Source organism: Paenibacillus filicis, assembly GCF_038070315.1.
Lineage (GTDB): Bacteria > Bacillota > Bacilli > Paenibacillales > NBRC-103111 > Paenibacillus_G > Paenibacillus_G filicis.
The window spans coordinates 39,981-57,411 of the sequence record NZ_JBBPCC010000016.1; the positions used below are offsets into that span (position 1 = coordinate 39,981).

The window sequence follows — 17,431 nt, forward strand, 5'->3', positions numbered from 1 at the left end:
GCTCCTGGTCTGTCCGTAGGCGAAAGCCGCGCACAGAAATAAACAGGCCTGTCCATAGTATAACAAATCTGGCACATTCTCACGATTTGTTGTTTCTTTTTGGATGTAAGCGGTTTAAAATAAGAGGAGGGGCCCTGCATGTTCTCAACGAAGCTCTCATAGGGTAGATCAAAAGGAGGCGGCAACGATGAATGAAGAAGCGCTCTACACTGTTGTCACAGAAGAGAATACGTATCTTTTTGAGACCGAAGAGAATTTTTTCGACTTCATGTCTGAGCAGAACTCCGTACTGGTCATTAATCGAATTGAGAAAAGGGACTGATCCAGCTCGACTGACCGCAATCCCGAATCGGGCCCTGATATGTCTGTTAGGCCAAGCGACGGTTTCCTCTGATGTCTTGCGGAGGGCAGCCGTCCTTTTTTAATGCTATGACCTGTGCAGAAACGCCGGAGCGAAAGATTTTCCAGCATAGATTGTACCGGCCGCCTATCGGGTATTGTAAGCATACAAGGAGGTGCGCAGATAACATGACCAAGATCGCGGTGACGCTTCTGGTGCTGGCAGCCGCTCATTTCGAGCTATGGAGAACGCTCCCTGACCGAACAGGTAAGCAAGCGACCGGTGTGCTTCTGCTGTTTCTCGTGCTTGCCGCGCCTTTGTCCTATCTGGCTTATGACGATTATCGGCATCAATACCCGGATGCCAATATCGGACTGGGGCTAGCCTTGATGTTCACATGGGCTGTCACGCTTCTGCTGGCGGCGGTCAGCGTGATCCGCAGGCTGCGCGGTCCCAGGTAAGGGCCAGTAGCTCTGTTGTACCGACTCGGCAGGAAGCAAACAGGCCCTTTCCTGATGGAAGGGCCTGTTTGTCAGCGCATTTTATTTTTTGGGATCAAAGGAGCTCTTGAGCGAAACAATCCGGTTGAACACGAGCTTGCTTGCCGACGACTCCTTGGAATCCACATTGAAATACCCGTGGCGGAAAAATTGGAATTTGTCCTGCGCTTGGGCACCGGACATATTGTCTTCCACGAAGCCCTGCAGCGTCTGCAGCGAGTTCGGGTTGAGATTGCTGAGGAAATCAGCGCTTTCTCCAGCCGATTCGTCCAGGATCAGCGGCTCATACAGCCGGAATTCGGCTGGCTGGGCCTGTGCAGCCTCGACCCAGTGGATGGTACCCTTCACCTTGCGGCCGGTAAACCCGCTGCCGCTCTTGGTCTCGGGATCATAGGTGCAGTGCAGCTCGATGACGTTGCCGTCAGCGTCCTTTACCACATCCTCGCACTTGATGAAATAAGCGTGCTTCAGCCGCACTTCGTTGCCGGGGAACAGGCGGTGGTAACCTTTGACCGGCTCCTCCATGAAGTCATCCTGCTCGATATAGATCTCACGGGAGAACGGAATGTGGCGGATGCCCATCGCTTCATTCTCGGGATTGATCTCGGCCTCGAGCTGTTCGACTTGGCCCTCGGGATAGTTGGTAATGACGACCTTCAGCGGCTGTACGACCGCCATCGTCCGAGGGGCCTTCAGCTTCAAATCCTCGCGGATAAAATGCTCCAGCAGCTTCTCGTCCACCGTACTGTTATTGCTCTTCACCACGCCGATCTCACGGCAGAATTCGCGGATGGCTTCCGGCGTATAGCCCTTGCGGCGCAGACCGGAGACTGTTGGCATCCGCGGATCGTCCCAGCCATCCACAACCTTCTCGTCGACGAGCAGCTTCAGCTTGCGCTTGCTCATCACTGTGTTGGTCACGTTCAGGCGGGCGAACTCGTACTGCTGCGGGACGTTCGGCATCTCGCATTCGCGGATGACCCAATCGTACAGCGGCCGGTGGTCTGCGAATTCAAGTGTACAGATCGAATGGGTGATGCCTTCGATCGCATCCTCCAGCGGATGGGCATAATCGTACATCGGGTAGATGCACCATTTGTCCCCGGTGTTATGATGATGCGCATGCGCGATGCGGTACAGTACCGGGTCACGTAGATTCACGTTCGGCGAAGCCATGTCGATCTTGGCGCGCAGCACCTTCTCGCCGTTCGCGAATTCACCCTTGCGCATCCGCTCGAACAGCTCGAGATTTTCCTCGACGCTGCGGTTCCGGTAAGGACTGTCCTGGCCGGGAGCGGTCAGCGTGCCCCGCGTCTCGCGGATTTGCTCGGCGGTCAGCTCGCAGACATAAGCCTTGCCCTTCTTGATCAGGACGAGCGCGCGCTCGTACATCTCCTCGAAGTAGTCAGAGGCGAAGAACAGTTTATCCCATTCGTACCCCAGCCACTTGATGTCCTCCTGAATCGACCGGACATACTCCTCGTCTTCCTTGGCCGGGTTCGTATCGTCAAAGCGCAGATGGGTGCGCCCGCCGAATTCATCGGCCAGCTCGAAGTTCAGACAGATGGACTTGGCGTGGCCGATATGCAGATAGCCGTTCGGTTCAGGAGGGAACCGGGTCACGACTTCGTTGACCTTACCTGTTTTCAGATCGTCGGTGACGATTTGCTTGATGAAATTGCCGGATGAGGCCGGTGCCGGTTTGGTACTCTCCACGGGGGTTCCATCCTTTCTCTATGGGGTTTCCTAAAATCTATTACTCTCTATAATACACAAAATCGGTCGTAAATATAATGGTTTTCGGCAGTAATCTACGAAACCCGGCAGCCGGAGAGCCGGCGACGTACAAATATATAGTAACAAAGTACCAAATCCAGTAAAATAGTAGCAAGCTACACGAAAAAGAGGGAAGTACAAAGGGGCGAACGTGGTTTGAAAAGTCTGCATCTCCGTATTATGCTTATTTTTTCGTTCATTATCGTGGCGGCCGGTGGGCTGCTCAGCTATCAGATCTATGCTTCTTCGCTAAGTTTAATTACCCGGTCGCTGGGTGAACAGGCACGCAGCGTTGCCGAGCATGCCGTCCGGCAAATCGATCCGGTATCCTACCGTAAGCTGGCGGAGGAACTGACCGAGAATGCTTATTACAAGGAGCTTCGTCTGAAGTTCAATGATATGCGCGAGGCGAATCATCTCAAGTATCTGTATACGATGGGTGCACGGAGCAAAGGGGAGTCCACCGAATATTTTTACGTCGTGGACGGGATGCCGCTGGATACCCAGAGCGGTGATTTTTCTCCGCTGGGCAAGGTGGAGACGGAGCTGCACGAACCGCTGAAGAAGGCGTTCCGGGACCGCGAGGTCCAGGTCGGGGAGCTGACCAAGGATGAGTCTTATGGCGCTCTAGTAACCGTCTATGTGCCGATTCTGACATCGACAGGCGAGTTTATAGGAGTGCTGGGGGCGGATATGGACGCAACCTCCGTGTATGAGCTGCTGGCTGCCAATCAGCGTAAGGTGCTGCTGATGTCTGCGGCAATCCTGCTCGCGTCGCTGGCGGCGATCTACGCCGTATCCCGGATGATCGTGACGCCCGTGCTGAGGCTGACGCGCGAGATGGAGAAGGTACAAGACGGGGATCTGACCGTGACGATCCAGGTTAAGGGACGGGATGAGGTCAGCCGGCTTGCAGGTACATTCCAGCAGATGGTCTATGTACTGAAGGACATGATCTACGGTGTGCAGGAGAGCGTTCATGATATGCGTCAGGCTACCGCGCTGCTGTCGTCCAGCGCAGAGGAGACAAGCGCTTCCAGCGAGCGGATTGCCGGTCATCTCGCGGAGACGGCCTCTGATTCCCGTGTTCAGTTGCAGTGTACAGGCGAAACGGCACGAGCGATCGGAGAGGTCGGGGAAGGAGTGCAGCGGATCGCCGATGCGCTCGCCATTGTGGCGGAAGCTTCGCAGGAGGCGACGGATGCTGCCAAGACCGGCGACGAACTCATCCAGAGCGCTGTCTCCCAGATGGCTGTCGTGCAGGACTCTTCCCGGGATACGGCGGAGGATGTAGAACGGTTGAAGCAGCGCACGGATGAAGTGAGCCAGATCGCTGAAATGATGCGGGCAATCGCCTCGCAGACGAATCTACTCGCACTGAATGCGGCTATCGAGGCGGCGAGGGCCGGGGAGCATGGGCTCGGCTTCCACGTCGTAGCCGATCAGGTCCGCAAGCTCGCTGTGCAGTCGGAGGAGTCGGCGCTGCGCATCGGGGAGCTGATCGATGCGATGGTCGCCGATACAGGCAAGGTGGTAACGGGCGTCCACCGGCAAGTCCGCGAGGTGGATACGGGGCTCGGCCTGATAGACAGCGCCGGTACGGCCTTCGGGCGTATTCTGCAGGAGACGGAGCGCGTCGGCAGCCAGGTGCAGGAGCTATCTGCCGTCTCGGAGGAAATCGCGACGGGATCAGAGCAGGTGACGGCCTCCGCTGACGAGCTGGAGCGCTTGTCCCTGCAAAGCTCGGAGCATCAACAGGGCATTGCCGCAGCCGCGGATAAGCAGCAGGAGGCGATGCGCCGGATGGCGGATCTGAGCGGTACGCTGGAGGAGATGTCAGTCCGGATGGAGCAGTTGATCCGGCAATTTACTGTCGAGAAGTAGTGAGTAAGTCGCAGAGTGGATGGGGAATCCTGGGACGGTCTGAATCGGCGGGCTGCTTGGCCTGCCAAATCTGCTGCAGGATGGCATCCTCCCGGTCAGGAAGGTCAAGTCACTAGCCTCTGCAGCCGCTCAAGAACGCGTCGCTTTCGGTAGAGCATGGTCGCCGCTTCTGTCACATCCTGTAAAGTGCCGCGATTCAGTACGGCGCCGAACAGCATGCCCGCAATCGGCACAAGCTGGAATAGCTTTTTCCAGCCGAAGTTATCCCGGTAAGCGGCGACAACCTCCCGCCAGCCTTGAAGCTGGGACAATGCCTCACGCTGGCGGAGATCGTTCCCGAAGTCCGCAAGCTCCTCCAGCACGGCTTTCTTGCCGACGATATCCGCCGAGGCAAATTGCAGGCATTTGATGGCAAACACGCGCTCGGCTCTCTCGTTGGGATCGTAGCCGTAGGTCATGGCGATCTCCTGAATGGTTTTCAGAGACAGTCCGAGAATGGCCGGGATGTCGATAGCCAACGTAAGCAGGCCGCCGAACCCGGTGGTTACCCCCTGGGCGGTTGCGAAGGCTACACGGCTCCGTGCGAGCTGGCGGGCTGCTCCGTCCATTGTGGCGACCGGCAAGCCCCTGACTTCCTCCAGTGTCCGCGGAAATCCGGATGGGCTGCCTATGCCAGCAGACAGGGTCTCGTGCCGGAGACGGTCCAGCACCCCTTGCTCCGATACAAGGTATTGGCCGCCCGATTGGATGTAGCTGCCTACCTCGTCCATTGCTTCGGCGAGTTTTTTCTGGATAGACTGGGGAGTCAGGCGATCGAGCAGCTGGAAGGGCAGACGTCCGATTTTCTCCCAGAACCAGAGATCCTTCTGACTCTTCTCCCAGGCCCGGATGTCCTGTAGCATGGCCTGCAGCGTTTCTTGGGATTCGGGAATATGATAGGATGGAAGTGCGTCATCAGCGGGCATAGGGGCACAGGCTCCTTTATATAGCAGGATAATTAGTTAAGTATACGGATAAACCGGCATCTGGATGCAGCGCTCCGTCCTCCATAGGACAGGCTGCTGGACTTTGCGGAGATGCCAGGAGGGAGGAAGGGGCGGTATGATCCGCATCGGGCTCACAGGCTGGGGCGACCATGATGATTTGTACGGTCCCGGCTCAGGAGGCAAGCATAAGCTGAAGGTATACAGCCGGTATTTCCCGGTGGTGGAGGTGGATAGCTCATTCTACGCCGTCCAGTCGCGGGAGAACTATACCCGATGGGCGGCAGAGACCCCGCAGGACTTCACATTCATCGTCAAGGCTTATCAGGGAATGACGGGGCATGCTCGCGGTACGGTTCCTTTCGCGGACACGGAGACGATGTTCCAGGCCTTCTGCGAATCTTTGCAGCCGGTCATCGAAGCAGGCAAGCTGAAGTGTGTGCTCTTCCAGTATCCGCCCTGGTTCGATTGTAAACGGGCTCATGTGGAGCTGCTTCGGGAGGCCAAGCGCAGGATGGGCGACATCCCGGTGGCGCTGGAGTTCCGGCATCAGAGCTGGTTCGAGGGCGGCATGAGAGAGAAGACCCTGGCCTTCATGGCCCGGGAGGGATGGATCCACAGCATCTGCGACGAGCCGCAGGCGGGCGAGGGGTCGGTCCCGATCGTGCTGCAGCCGACGCACGGGGATGTGACCATCGTGCGGATGCATGGACGGAATGCTGCGAACTGGAATCAGGGCGGCGGTCCCAACTGGCGGGAGGTCCGGTATTTGTACCGGTACAATGAAGCCGAACTGCTGGAGTGGAAGGAGCGCCTGCTCCAACTAGCGAAGGAAACGAAAGAAATCTGCGTGATCTTCAATAATAATTCCGGGGGTGACGCAGCGGCCAACGGACTGGAGCTGATGCGGATGCTCGGGATGGAGACAGAGCCTCTGGCTCCGCAGCAGCTGGATTTATTCTAGAGGAGCGATGCGGTCCTCAGGCTCAATCTTAGGCTGAGACGAAGCGGTAGCCGTCAGAATCACGGGCCGCGAGCGGGCCATCGGTCAGATTTCCTTCAGGGTGTATCTTCTGGCAAGCTTCGTATAAAATACCGGGGATTATCCCACATTAACAGCGTTGACTTTGTATGACGAAGGAGATGTGTGAGATGACCAAGTATGAGTACGATTCCAGCCTGCAATCGCAGAACCCGATCTCTCAAGCGCAAAATTCGGTAGAGAAGGCCCATCATGCCGTGAAGCAGGCGCAGTCCCATCCTTCCCAGCAGCTCATCGAGCAAGCGGAGACAGCCATTGAGAAGGCGCATCGTTCCCTGGACCAGGCAGCAGGCAGCGAAAACGAACTGCCTATCCAGCAGGCGGCGGAGGCGTTGGCTGCAGATGAGGCCGCGCTGCACAGCCAGCCCCCGATGACGGAGCAGTAATCGGCGCCCGAGCTATTCCGTGATGACAGACAGCAAAGCCGCAAGCTTCATGCTTGCGGCTTTTTTTGTTATGTGGCGGCTACCGGTCCGATAAGCTTAGAAAAGCTGACTGAAAAATTCCCGTACGGAACGTACCATCAAGGTGAACCAGCTTGCCTTCTCTACCTTCTCCGTGGTGATCAGATGCACCGTTTTCTTCTGGAGCTTGTCCATCCCCTGGATCTGGTAGGTGTAGGTAACAGTCCCTGCTTTGGTTCCTGCTTCGACGGGAGCCGTTAATTCTACGGCATTCACCTCAGTCTTCCATGCAAGCCCGGCCGGATCGCTTCCCTTGGGCACGAGAAAATCCACGGCTGCGTCCAGAGCCACGGGAACCTCTGTCGCTTGACCCAGCTTCACAGGAAGCGATTCCTCCCCCTGTACGGCACTATGGCGGGCAATCACCTGCTTGATTTCCAAATGATCGAATCCGTAGTCCAATACTTTCTTCGTTTCCGTAAAACGTTTTTCCGGCGAGTCGGTTCCCATGACGACACTGATCAGACGCAGGCCGTCCCGCTCAGCCGTCCCCGCAAAGCAATAGCCGGCATTATCCGTAAAGCCCGTCTTCATCCCGTCCAGTCCCTCATAGGCGAACTGTTTGTATCTTGTACTCGTCTTATTGGATTCCAGCATCCAGTTGGAGTTTTCGATCGCTAGCTTATCGGACTCACGAAACGTATAGGAGGGAAGAGTCGATACCTCGGCATACTCCGGGTGATCCCGGATGATATGCTTAACCAGGGTGGCTGCATCCAGAGCCGACATCATGTTCTCCGCGGTGCTCTCAGGGCGGTATGCCCTGGGCATGTCGGAACGGTCCAGACCGCTGGCATTGATATAATTCGTATGGAGCATGCCCATGCGACCCGCCTCCTGGTTCATCCATTGCACGAAGTGCTGCTCGGAGCCCGAGATGTATTCCGCCAGCGCGACGGCAGAGCCGTTCGAAGACCGGAGCACCATCGAGATGTACAGCTCCTTCACTGTAGGCTTCTTTCCTTGGGGGAGGAAGGCTAGTGAACCGAGGGTTTTAGAGGCATTCTCAGTGATCGTAACGGGATCCTCCCATGAAATATCGCCCTTCTTGATTTTATCCTGAACGATGTACAACGTCATCATCTTCGTCATGCTGGCAGGAGCGAGAGCCTTATCGGCGTTAACGGATAAGAAGACCTCACCGGTGTCAGGCTCCAGAAGCACGGCTGCTTTGAGATTGAGCTGGAGGGAGCTGACCGGCGGTAAGACGGCTGCCTGGGAAGTCGTGGCTGCAGCTATCGTGGATGGTCCGGCTGCTGCTGTAGCGGCGGTCTGGGCCGGTGCAGATAACGGAACAGTCATGAAGCAGAACGCGAGCAATACGGCTGCCACATGCTTTCGGCTTGCGAAGCTTGTCCATTTGGAAGGGGTGCGGAATTCAATATTCATTTTCAGTGTAATCTCTCCTCTAAACCTATACCGAAACCTAGAAATAACTGAAACCTCTCCTGGTGAACATACAAAGTTATCTTATCATATTGAATTTCCAAGTTGCCAACGTACGGCCTCTTCTGTATGTGTTCCGGGTGGAGCCCGGGCTTCCTCTTTGCTGGGGGCGATAGAGAGGAAGCCCGTGGGTCACGACCGAACAGGTCTGACCCGACATGCGGGAGAAGCGTTATTTTCTTTTTTTACGCTTCTTCACGCTGCTGACCATCACGATCTCATCCTTCGACGAGTACGTGACGAAATGCTGGGGAACCGGTACACAGTGATGTTTGTTGATGACCTCCACGGGATGCACAATAGGCTGGGCCTGCGGGTAGTAGTAGTTGTTATACACTTGAGTAGGGTCTGTGACGATGGGACTTAACGGCGGGCAGTTGTGACAGTATGCCATGGACCTTCACTCTCCTTTTCTTATCGATCTAGGTTATCGTATGATGTACATTCACCCGGCGACTGTTCAAATGCCCGTAGGCTTGAAACTTTTGTATGGAAACCCTCAACGATCTCATGGAAAACCGCTATCTCTACGCGCACACTCCGGTGGAGCAGAACTCAAAGTCCTGTCGTGCGTAATGCGAAATCACAAGCTTCTATGCTACAATATAAGGAATAGATACAGGGCGCGTAGCGCTGCCGTCCGGGAAACCGGAGAGGAGCCGGCCCGGGAAGGGACACGTAGCCTATGGGTAGCGGAACAAGCAAGGCCGCCGGCGGCCATCCAGCATTCGAGAGCTTGCATGGATTCGTCCTGACGATCGAAACGCAGCTGCTGCCTGGGCTGGAAATTCTCAGCGAGCATCATCATGAGCCTGTCCGGGTCCTCCGTGTTCCCTCCCCCTGGCAACTGGTCGGTGTCGGCAACTACGCCGCCGTTCTCATTCATCCGGACCGTCCGGAGCTCGTTGTGAAGGTCTATGCTCCGGGCAGACCGGGGCTTGGGGATGAGACAGAGGTGTACCGCAGATTGGGCGTGCACCCAGCGTACTCGGAATGCCTGCATACGGGTGCGGGCTATTTGGTGCTGCGCCGTCTGACGGGCGTACGCTGTACCAGTGCCTGAGGAGGGGAATTCCTATTCCCCCTCAGGTCATTCTGGACATCGAGCAGGCACTGGCCTATGCGCGAAGCAAGGGATTGAACCCCCACGACGTACACGGCAAAAATGTGATGCTTCAGGATGGACGGGGCAAGGTTGTGGACGTGTCTGATTTTCTGAAACAAGAGCCTTGTCAGATGTGGGATGATCTGAAAGGAGCCTACGGAAGGTTTTACCGTCCGTGGCTTAGCCGGCTGCCTATTCCCGAGGCGCTGCTGAACACAGTGCGCCGGGGATACCGGGTTTGGAGAAAGAGCGGGCGCGCCTAGCGCGTACAGCAGCTGGCGGGTGGTTGACATCCCTCATTTTCTTGATTGAGGGAAGGATAGAGGGGCAGCCCTAGCGAAGTTACAAGTGAGATAAACCTATGCCAGACCGGATAAGATGACTGCAACGAATACAGGACACGGGAGAGTTCAACATGCTGCAGCCGCAAGTGAACATCTTGATCGTAGACGACCGACCCGAGAACAGGTTGGCTATGGTTTCTATTTTGCAAGGTGATGAATATACGACCGTTACGGCGGATTCCGGCGAGGAGGCCTTGCGCAAATTGCTCAAGGACGACTTTGCGTTGATCTTGATGGACATTCAGATGCCGGGCATGAATGGCTTCGAGACGGTCGAGCTGATCAAGGGACGCGAGAAGTCCAGGCATACGCCTGTTATTTTTGTAACCGCGCTCAGCCACGCGCCCGAACATATTCTGCGGGCCTATGAAGTGGGCTGTATTGATTTTATTTTTAAGCCCTTCAGCCCGGAGGTACTGAAGCTGAAGGTCGGGCAATTCGTGGCCATGTACCGGGACCGTGAAGAGTTGAAGCGCCAGAAGGAATTGATCAGCGAGCGTACCGCCGATCTGGAATCGGCCAATAAGCGGCTTATTGCGGCTTCCCGCCAACTGGGGCGTGCGGAGGCGATGGCCCGGGTGATCGGTGAGACTTCCCTGGATACGTTCTTTACCTTGAGCGAGGATGGAGACATTCTGGCGGCTAATCCGGCGGCAGGACCGATGTTCGGTTATACGCCTGGGGAGATGAGAGGGATGCCCGTATCCCGCCTGCTGACAGGGGACGATCTGCCATGGGACAAGGCGAGTACTTCGGTCAGCCGCCGCACGGCCCAGGCTCCCGCTATCATGGACGCGGTTGCCATCCGCAAGGACGGCATTGCCTTTCCGGTGGACGTGCAGGTAGGCGAGGCCTACGTCGATGAGCGGCCGGTCTATGTGTGTGCCGTACGCGACAGTACGGAGCGTAAGCAGAGCTTCGCCCGGCTAGAGCTGGCGGTGGATGAGCGCACCCGTGATCTGAAGAAGGCCAATGCGGAGCTGCAGGCGTCGTATGACCGCATCCATGATATTTTGGAAAGCATCACGGACGCATTTTACTCGCTCGACAACGATTGGAGCATTATGTATCTGAACGGCTCTGCCGAAGCACAGCTTGGCGTATCCCGCGATCACGCGCTGGGGCATTCGCTCTGGCAATTCGTCCCCATTGAAGAATCGGGTTCTTATGAGCTATTCGTGGAGGCCAAGCGGCGGGGAGAAGCGATGCAGCAGGAAGTGTATTCACCGTTTATCGCCAAGTGGGTGGATATTCGCGTATATCCCAGCGTCTTTGGCCTCAATATCTATGTACAGGATATGACGGAGCGCAGGCAGATGCAGCAGGAGGTACGTCATTCCCATGAGCGGTTTTATACGATCTTCCAGGCGAGTCCGAGTCTGATGGCGATTTTGTCGCTTCGCAGCAAGGCTTACCTGGATGTCAACGAAAGCTGGCAGCTGCACACCGGCTACGGGCATGAAGAGATGATCGCGGGCCCGCCCGATCTGCAGCTTATGACGGAGAGCGGCACGGTTGTACGTCTTGAATCCGCGATGGAATCGAACCGCAGTCTGAGCAACGTCAAGGTGCAATATCGTTCCAAGATGGGTGAGCTGCGTACAGGTCTCTTGTCCACCGAAACGATCGATACTCCAGGGGAGCCCAGCTTGCTGGCCGTTATCATCGATATCACTGACCGTATGCTGCTGGAGCAGGAAATCGGACGCTTGGACCAGCTGCATCTGATCGGAGAAATGGCAGCCGGCATTGCTCATGAAATCCGCAATCCGATGACCACCGTCCGCGGGTTCCTGCAATTGATGGCCAGGAAGCGGAGCGCTCCGGTCGGGGAGGTCATCGAGGTGATGATTCAGGAGCTGGACCGCGCCAATGACATTATCAGCGAGTTTCTGGCGCTCGCCAAAAACAAGACGACCGACCGCCAGCGCTGCCGGTTGAATGATGTCATCGAAGCGATCTATCCGCTGATTCAAGCGGAAGCGACCTTAGCAGGCAAGGAAGTGCAGCTAGATCTGGGCGATTGCGAGCTGCTGGAGCTCGATGAGAAGGAAATCCGGCAGATGATTCTGAATCTGGCCTTAAACGGTCTGGAAGCGATGGAAGCAGGCGGACGGCTGAATATCGCGACCTTCATGGAGGAAGGCGCAGATGTCGTGCTGGAAGTCGCCGATCAGGGACATGGGATGGACAAAGAAGTCGTGGCTAAGCTCGGAACGCCGTTTTTTACAACCAAAGAGCAGGGGACCGGGCTTGGCCTGGCCGTCTGCTTCAGTATCGCCGCCCGTCACCAAGCCAAAATTACCTGGCAGACAGGCCCGGAAGGGACAATCTTCCAGGTTAGGTTCAGCGGGGTGGTTTCTGCTCGCGGACCATCTGCCGAAGTGGCTGCGGCCCTCGAGGAGCAAAGCTCTTCCGATTCCCGACCCTAAGTCTGATTAAACCCGAATGAAGGAATGGAGCATAGCTATGCAGGAATTAAGTGAGTTAATCGAACGCTTGGTACAGGAGCAGGCATTGATCCAGGCGACGCTGAGTCAGCCTAGACGCAGCGGAGAGGGCGAGCCCGCCAAGATTACGGTCAAGCCGGTTGCTCTGCGGGGAGAGCTATTCTACCAATTCAGCGCGTATACGGGAGCCAAGGTACAGCATGAGAATGTGCCCCGGGCGGAGGCGGGCAAGAAGCTGTCGGAATGGCTCGGTAGCTCGTTCCGTCAAGGCTTGCTGCAGGCTGGAGAAGCCGATTATCAGGTGCTGATCAGCAAGAAAGGCAAGCTGGGCATTCTGCGCAAGCCGCCGACCAAGCAGGCCGCACAGGCTCAGCCGGCGGGCCATAACCGGCAAAAAAACTATGAGCTGCAAGATGGAGTCCCTGTTCCCTTCCTGATCGAGCTTGGCATCATGAATGCGGAAGGCAAGGTGCTGGCCAAGCGGTACGATAAGTTCCGCCAGATCAATCGGTTCCTGGAAATGATCGCCGATGTGCTGCCTCATCTGCCTCAAGGCAGGAAGCTGCATATCGTGGACTTCGGTTGCGGGAAATCTTACCTGACGTTCGCGCTGTATCATTATCTGCATGTGATGAGAGGGATAGATCTGCAGATTATCGGACTGGACCTGAAGGAGGACGTGATCGAGTTCTGCAACGGGCTAGCTGAGCGCCTAGGCTACGAACGGCTCCGATTTCTGGTGGGGGATATCGCCCAATATGATGAGCTAGAGCAAGTCGATATGGTCGTCACGCTGCATGCGTGCGATACGGCAACCGATGCTGCTCTGGATAAGGCCGTCAGATGGAACGCTTCCGTCATCTTGTCGGTCCCTTGCTGCCAACATGAGCTATTCCGCCAGATACACAGTGACGTGCTGTCGCCGCTGCTGCAGCATGGGATCCTGAAGGAGAGATTCTCCGCGCTGGCCACCGATGCGCTGCGGGCCCGGCTGCTGGAGCTGGCGGGTTACAAGACGCAGCTAATGGAATTCATCGATATGGAGCATACGCCCAAAAATCTGCTGATCCGTGCGGTCAAGGCCGGCAAAGCATCTTCGGCGGCGGAACGTGATAAGCTGGAGGCGGAATATGTCCGCTTCCGTGACTTCATCCAGGCAGATCCGTATCTGGAGCATGCGCTGGGCGGCTTGCCGGAGCTGAAGGGGCAGCATCTCCAATAAATTTTTAAACTGGCTTTCAGGTTCTTTAAAGGTAGGCTTCAGAGCGTATTCAGCTTGCCGCTCTATACTTCTTCTTGTCGAGTCGTTGAACCCGAGAAGTTACATAGAGATCAAAGGAGCTGGAAGCCATGAACATGAAGGCTACGGAAAATAAGAACAGAATCAAACCCATTCGCAGAACGGTATTGGCCCTAACCTGCGCGGCTATGCTAGGGGGCGCTTTCGCTGTCGTTCCTCTGTCTGCAAGCGCAGCTGAGGCGCCGAATGTGACAGCTGCAACGGCCGATGCAGCTCCGGTTATTTCAGAGGGCGCGGGTGTCTACGGCTCGTTGGTGTTGAGCCGCTGGCTGTCGCAGCTCGAACCGTATGCGGCTGCCGTATCGGATGTCGATGCTGACAGCTACGCTTCGGCCATTGACGGAGGCCAGTCACTCGTACAGGCATCTGGGCTCGCGGAAGGTACACTGGTTAGCAGACTGACGGCCAAGTTCGCAGAAGATCTGCGGACGGAAGTGAGCGCGGGACGGTTGACTGAAGCGGAAGCCGATCAGCTCAAAGGCATTTCTTCTGACGCTGTCAGCCGTGTGCTGAACGGACAGAGCCCGGCTTCTGCTGTAGGGATTTCTTCGTTGTCCCCAGGCAAGAGCATTGTGCAGAGTCGGATTACCCGGATTGTAGCAGACACAGCATTGCTGGCGGATGCCGGTTCGGCAGAGCTGAGAGCAGCGCTTCGCAACGGGAAAAACCTGGTAGATGCCTCCGGGCTGGATCGTAGCGCGCTCATCGACGGACTGTACGCGAAGCTGACCAGCGACCTGGACAGTCAGACATCAGGCGGTGCGGTGACGGCTGAAGAGGCAGCGACGCTGAAGAGCGCCGGACTGGATGACATTCAGCGTATTGTCGATACGGCCGGTTATGACGGCGAGGGAGTTACAGCCCTGCAGAAGGCCTATGGCGAGCGGCTGCTGCGCGTGTTCCTTGGCTCGGTCGTACAGAATGCGGCATCGTCATCCGATGCAGACTATGGAGATATCGTGAGCGCGCTGGAAGCGGGGGGCACTCTGGCCTCCGCGACGCATGTGGATGCGGGGACGTTGAATAGCCAGCTTAACGCTGCTTTCGCCGCCAAGGCCGAGGAGGCCTGGCAGTCCGGAGCCTTGAGCGTTCAGGCACTGGAGCAACTGGAGAAGCAAGCGGCTGGCGAAATCGACAAAGCCGTCAATACGGCCGGCTATGGTACAGGGTTCGGTGCAGCTTCGCTTCCTGCGAACAAAGGGATCGCGGAGGAGAGTATGCTGCAGCTCGTTAACCAAAGCGCCGTGTATACCGATCAATCGGCTGAAGCGATCCAAAGCGCTGTGGCGGGCGGTCAATCCCTCGTGCAGGCGACAGGTATCTCCGCCGATGAGCTTACCTCCATGCTGCAAAGCTCAGTCGAAGCGAGCATTAACAAAGCGGTGTCTCAAGAGCGGCTGCTGCCCCAAGAGGTCGCTGCGACGAAGTCCTACGCGGCGGGGCTTGTGGCATCTGCTGTAACGACAGGAGGTTACGTCCCGGCGGTTGATACGACTTCCTTCGTGCAGAACCAGCTCGCGTCGGCTATCGACCGCATTGGCGATCTGAGTGACAAGAACGCGGATGAGCTCTGGTGGAGTATTGCGACAGGAAGCACGCCTGCAGAAGCCGCAGGTAATGACCTAAACAGTCTGCTGGCAGGACTGATTGGTCCGGTCAATCAGCAGTTGAATGCATATGTCAGCGCAGGCAGTCTCATTGAGAAGGATGCCGCAGCAGCGAAAGCCCAGTTTGCGGACGGGGTTATTAAGCTGCTAACGGGTAAGTAAGGCAAAGCGCAAATAACCTCTGCATAGCTAAGCGATCATTGCGAGACTCCGGCAACAGCGGTACGTTGAACCTGCCTTAACCCTTTACTAGCAGGAAGTGCACCCCTTAGAATAGACATGGGACAACCTTACGGGTTATCCGATGCCATCCAAGGGGAGCATTTTTTTCTTAAAAAGGAGGGGCAGCTATGACGAACCAGATAAGTACGGGGGAAGAGTTCAACAAGATAAAAGTAGGATTTGGTCCGCTGATTCACGATAGCTCGCGCATACTGATTCTGGGTTCCATGCCTGGTGAAGCCTCTCTGCAGGCAGGACAATATTACGGTCATCCGCGCAACATGTTCTGGCGTCTGCTATACACGCTGCTGGACGGGGGTGAGGTCGAGGCAGATTATGAGACCCGATTGAGATTCGCGGCATCCCGTGGAATAGCCATGTGGGATGTATTGCGCGCCTGCGAGCGGGAGGGCAGCCTGGATTCTGCGATCAGGAAGCCAGAGGCTAATGCCTTCCAGGAACTGTTCGAACGTTATCCGCGTGTAGACTATGTATTCTTCAACGGCAGCGCAGCCGCCGAGCTGTACCGTAAGCACGTGCGTCCCTCGCTCGCTGTGCCGGACCCTCTGCATTACGCCACGCTTCCATCCTCGAGTCCGGCCCGGGCGATGAGCGTGGAAGCCAAGCTGGCGGGCTGGAGCCTGCTGCGTGAGGCCTGGCTGGCTTCGCAGCGGGAGGAGACTTAGGGAACTCGACAAGCCGATTAGGCCGCGATCGGTTGGTCGCCCGGCACTTGGCGCAGGGCGAAACGGCGGCCTATCCGGCAAGCCTATACGGATAAAGGCTACTCTTTCTCCTTTTGCGTAGCGCCGTTCAGGTTTTTAGTTGTTTTTACATCTTCAACCGTGTCATTCACGAACTCCAGGTCTTGATTCTCGGCGGACATCGAGGCGGTGCCTTCATAATTGCCTTGATGTTTTTTATTCTCGGACATGTCGGGTGTCCTCCTTCGTATTGGGGTAAGATGCAGCTTTCTGCTCTCTTACCATGCGCAGCCATCGCAGAAAATATGCCCGGGCGCTATGCGGGGAATGGAGAGGACCGTTCATGGTATACTACATCCAAGAGCTGTAAGGGAGGAACTGAATATGCCCAAACAAAATCTGAGAGTGCCCTTCGGATACGAGCTGCCCAAGGAGAAGGACCGCGAGCGCGGCACGATCTGGGTGTACGGCAGCTTCGAAGGCTACACGCAGCAGGATTTGCTGCCGCTGCTGGAGCTGGCCGAGGAACGCCATTTTGCCAAGCTGGTCTTCTATCCTCTTCATGAGGAGACGCTACGGCGGATGGACAAACGCCAGGCTGAGCCGTATTACCGCCGGGTTCAGGAGCTGGAAGCTCTGCTCGAGGAGGCCGATCCGTTCATAGACTGGACGATTGAGCGCTTCGAGGGAAAGCGCAAGAAATATACGCCGGCGGATACGGCTTTCCGGTTTATGGAGGAGAAGTACAAATCCCCATTCTTCGTCTATGTCACGGACGAGGTAGCCCGCAAGCTGGCCAGTTACGACGGCTTTGAAGACTGGTTGACCAAGGTGCGTCTGCTGGTTACAGGCGGTGGGGGCGACCCGGTACCGGCCTTGCTGGCCAAGCACATGAACCGGTGGGAGCGCGTATAGGCGGCTAAAGGGGCGGCGGCTGAAGATCTCTCCTCTGTCCAACCCATATGCTCACGACTAATAAGCCTGGCATCGTCTAGTGACGACGGCCAGGCTTAGATGCTGTGGCTCGAGCTCTGTGTAATCGTCCAGAAGCGAGGAACGCTTCCTTCTAGTTGGGGCTGCCTGATGAATCTGTGGACGTATAGGCAATCAGCGTAATGGCATCACCTGTGAGAGCGGCAAGCTTGGACTCCGCTTCCTGGATGATACGTACAGCCTCTTCGGCTGGGGGGAGCAGAGCAATCTCATACAGATTCGTTTCAATTTTCATGCGTGCTGCCTCCTCGTCAATCGGGATGATAGACTA

Annotated in this window: 18 protein-coding genes; 12 read left to right on the forward strand and 6 right to left on the reverse strand. The window is 56.4% G+C overall.

Annotated features, from left to right (window positions below):
• The first annotated feature begins 187 nt into the window (after window positions 1–187).
• Both WMW72_RS22380 and WMW72_RS22385 read left to right on the forward strand, forming a co-directional pair.
• Window positions 188–322: a hypothetical protein gene (locus tag WMW72_RS22380; RefSeq protein ID WP_341417797.1), complete on the forward strand. Its 135-nt coding sequence runs from the start codon at window positions 188–190 to the stop codon at window positions 320–322.
• A gap of 206 nt (window positions 323–528) precedes the next feature.
• Window positions 529–801 (forward strand): hypothetical protein, encoded by a 273-nt coding sequence (locus WMW72_RS22385; protein ID WP_341417798.1) that lies wholly within the window; start codon window positions 529–531, stop codon window positions 799–801.
• 81 nt (window positions 802–882) lie between these two features.
• On the opposite strand, the gene WMW72_RS22390 is transcribed toward WMW72_RS22385, so the two are convergent.
• Window positions 883–2,556, reverse strand: coding sequence for a glutamine--tRNA ligase/YqeY domain fusion protein (locus WMW72_RS22390; protein ID WP_341417799.1), 1,674 nt, complete (start codon window positions 2,554–2,556; stop codon window positions 883–885).
• A gap of 216 nt (window positions 2,557–2,772) precedes the next feature.
• On the opposite strand from WMW72_RS22390, the gene WMW72_RS22395 reads away from it, so the two are divergent.
• Complete coding sequence (locus WMW72_RS22395) at window positions 2,773–4,500, forward strand: methyl-accepting chemotaxis protein (protein WP_341417800.1); 1,728 nt, start codon at window positions 2,773–2,775, stop codon at window positions 4,498–4,500.
• 104 nt (window positions 4,501–4,604) lie between these two features.
• Here WMW72_RS22395 and WMW72_RS22400 read toward each other — a convergent pair whose 3' ends face one another.
• A complete protein-coding gene (locus tag WMW72_RS22400; RefSeq protein WP_341417801.1) occupies window positions 4,605–5,465 on the reverse strand; it encodes an EcsC family protein in 861 nt (286 codons plus the stop codon).
• Between the two features lie 136 nt (window positions 5,466–5,601).
• Here WMW72_RS22400 and WMW72_RS22405 point away from each other — a divergent pair, with 136 nt between their 5' ends.
• Both WMW72_RS22405 and WMW72_RS22410 read left to right on the forward strand, forming a co-directional pair.
• Window positions 5,602–6,447, forward strand: a complete 846-nt coding sequence (locus tag WMW72_RS22405) for a DUF72 domain-containing protein (RefSeq protein WP_341417802.1) — start codon at window positions 5,602–5,604, stop codon at window positions 6,445–6,447.
• A gap of 188 nt (window positions 6,448–6,635) precedes the next feature.
• Window positions 6,636–6,911 carry a hypothetical protein gene (locus tag WMW72_RS22410; protein ID WP_341417803.1) on the forward strand — a complete coding sequence of 92 codons (276 nt, stop codon included), beginning with the start codon at window positions 6,636–6,638 and terminating at the stop codon, window positions 6,909–6,911.
• Window positions 6,912–7,007: 96 nt separating this feature from the next.
• On the opposite strand, the gene WMW72_RS22415 is transcribed toward WMW72_RS22410, so the two are convergent.
• The gene (locus WMW72_RS22415) at window positions 7,008–8,378 is read right to left on the reverse strand and encodes a D-alanyl-D-alanine carboxypeptidase family protein (RefSeq protein ID WP_341417804.1); all 1,371 of its coding nucleotides are present in this window, start codon (window positions 8,376–8,378) and stop codon (window positions 7,008–7,010) included.
• A 229-nt stretch (window positions 8,379–8,607) separates the two neighbouring features.
• Window positions 8,608–8,829: a hypothetical protein gene (locus tag WMW72_RS22420; RefSeq protein WP_341417805.1), complete on the reverse strand. Its 222-nt coding sequence runs from the start codon at window positions 8,827–8,829 to the stop codon at window positions 8,608–8,610.
• Between the two features lie 291 nt (window positions 8,830–9,120).
• Here WMW72_RS22420 and WMW72_RS22425 point away from each other — a divergent pair, with 291 nt between their 5' ends.
• From WMW72_RS22425 to WMW72_RS22450, 6 genes are all read left to right on the forward strand, one after another.
• Entirely contained in the window at window positions 9,121–9,498 is a 378-nt protein-coding gene (locus WMW72_RS22425; RefSeq protein ID WP_341417806.1) for a hypothetical protein, read from the forward strand.
• Between the two features lie 74 nt (window positions 9,499–9,572).
• Window positions 9,573–9,803, forward strand: a complete 231-nt coding sequence (locus WMW72_RS22430) for a hypothetical protein (RefSeq protein WP_341417807.1) — start codon at window positions 9,573–9,575, stop codon at window positions 9,801–9,803.
• Between the two features lie 152 nt (window positions 9,804–9,955).
• Window positions 9,956–12,316, forward strand: coding sequence for a PAS domain S-box protein (locus WMW72_RS22435; RefSeq protein ID WP_341417808.1), 2,361 nt, complete (start codon window positions 9,956–9,958; stop codon window positions 12,314–12,316).
• 37 nt (window positions 12,317–12,353) lie between these two features.
• Complete coding sequence (locus tag WMW72_RS22440; protein WP_341417809.1) at window positions 12,354–13,556, forward strand: class I SAM-dependent methyltransferase; 1,203 nt, start codon at window positions 12,354–12,356, stop codon at window positions 13,554–13,556.
• 128 nt (window positions 13,557–13,684) lie between these two features.
• Complete coding sequence (locus WMW72_RS22445) at window positions 13,685–15,403, forward strand: hypothetical protein (RefSeq protein WP_341417810.1); 1,719 nt, start codon at window positions 13,685–13,687, stop codon at window positions 15,401–15,403.
• A gap of 188 nt (window positions 15,404–15,591) precedes the next feature.
• A complete protein-coding gene (locus tag WMW72_RS22450; RefSeq protein ID WP_341417811.1) occupies window positions 15,592–16,149 on the forward strand; it encodes a DNA-deoxyinosine glycosylase in 558 nt (185 codons plus the stop codon).
• A 98-nt stretch (window positions 16,150–16,247) separates the two neighbouring features.
• Here the strand turns inward: WMW72_RS22450 and WMW72_RS22455 are convergent, their stop codons facing one another.
• Entirely contained in the window at window positions 16,248–16,397 is a 150-nt protein-coding gene (locus tag WMW72_RS22455; RefSeq protein WP_341417812.1) for a hypothetical protein, read from the reverse strand.
• A 154-nt stretch (window positions 16,398–16,551) separates the two neighbouring features.
• On the opposite strand from WMW72_RS22455, the gene WMW72_RS22460 reads away from it, so the two are divergent.
• Window positions 16,552–17,082, forward strand: a complete 531-nt coding sequence (locus WMW72_RS22460) for a hypothetical protein (protein ID WP_341417813.1) — start codon at window positions 16,552–16,554, stop codon at window positions 17,080–17,082.
• A 151-nt stretch (window positions 17,083–17,233) separates the two neighbouring features.
• Here the strand turns inward: WMW72_RS22460 and WMW72_RS22465 are convergent, their stop codons facing one another.
• Window positions 17,234–17,395, reverse strand: a complete 162-nt coding sequence (locus WMW72_RS22465; protein ID WP_341417814.1) for a hypothetical protein — start codon at window positions 17,393–17,395, stop codon at window positions 17,234–17,236.
• Between the last annotated feature and the right edge of the window lie 36 nt (window positions 17,396–17,431).